We start from the raw sequence: 1,307 nt of genomic DNA on the forward strand, positions 1-1,307 counted from the left end.
GATCACCCCTGCCCGCGGGCGGCCGACAACTCAACCGTCCTCCCGAAAAGACCGAGAGATCGACCTCGATACACCATCGGTGGATCGAGGCTAAGCGGGTGTCGACGTCGCCGGTCATCACAGCCCGCGCCTCAATGACGACCGCTCCGAGGAAGTGCGGAGCAGCTGACTGGTCGGCTTTGGCTGCCTCAATTCCTTTTTTGTGTCCGTCGATTCGAGTTTCAGCGAGCCTCCGTGCGGTGGCTTCTATGTCGCCCCACAGTGGCTCCCACTGCTTTTCTTGGTTCCAGACGTAGGGGCGTTGGTACACCGGAACGACAAACCGGCGGTCACCCTGGAAGATGTCTCTGATCGTTCGAGTATCGGCCTTCATGTTCCATCCAAAGAAGCATGACCGTAATGGTCTGAACGCGGTCGCTGAGGAGCTATACCCTAGCCATATTCGAGGATCGTGGACAAGGAGTTCTCCGACCATGGTCTGACGCTCGAGCTGCAGAGGCGAAGTGGTCTGCGTGGCATAGCACATGTTAGGGAGTGAAGGTCGCCGTACCATCATTGACCCTTTTCATCCCCGGTGGCTTCATAGTTCTGTAGGACAGTGATGGCCTTGACGAGGTGGTCGGCCTTGCTGGGGCTGCAGCGAAGCTTGCGGAGGAGCCGCCAGCTCTTGAGCTGGGCGTCCGCTGTCGGCCGGCGTGATAATCCCAGCCGTTTCGAGCTCGCGCAGAATGCCCCACACACGGACGATGGTCAGCTCGTGCGTGCGGCCGGGCATCGCCCCCGACGTCCAGAGGATCATCCGTCGAGACCGGTGGTGACCTGCACGTTCATGCCGTGGCAGCGGTGCTTGGCCGAGTAGTACGGCCAGTCGGGCGATGAGCGTGCCGTCCAGCACCAGCAGGTGCAGCCCGTCCTGATTGGTTTTCCGTGCGCGGCTGGGATGCCTACGACGTCACCCACTGACCCTGTCACGTTGCTGCTGCTTCAGGGTCCACACCCGGTGCGCTTGGGTCTGCGGGATGTGGTCAGTGGCGGTTGCTACCTGGGTAGCACGGGGTGCATTTGGCTCCCCACTTCTCCATCGCGGTGATGAGGTTCGGGCTTCCTGGAGCGAGTGACCTGCCGTGAGTTCGGCGGGCTTTGGCTTCACTGTCGGCTGGTTGGGGCGACGTGAGGAGGCCGGCGTGCAGGTCGTGGACGCGGTGTGCATCTGAGGAACACCACGTTCTCGCGGGCGGCGACGAAGTCCAGAGTGCCCAGGTGGGCGATGACCTCTCGTTTGAGGGAGCGCTGGTGGTCGAAGTCGA

At 62.1% G+C, this 1,307-nt stretch carries 1 protein-coding gene; it reads right to left on the bottom strand.

Annotated elements, in window-relative coordinates; all coding sequences use genetic code 11:
- Positions 1-373, bottom strand: a 373-nt coding sequence (locus tag ABTW95_RS35665; protein WP_500228638.1) for a DUF262 domain-containing protein, incomplete at its 3' end; no start/stop codon positions are given.
- Positions 374-1,307: the final 934 nt, after the last annotated feature.

It is taken from the genome of Spirillospora sp. NPDC127506, assembly GCF_040302145.1.
Classification (GTDB): Bacteria; Actinomycetota; Actinomycetes; order Streptosporangiales; family Streptosporangiaceae; genus Spirillospora.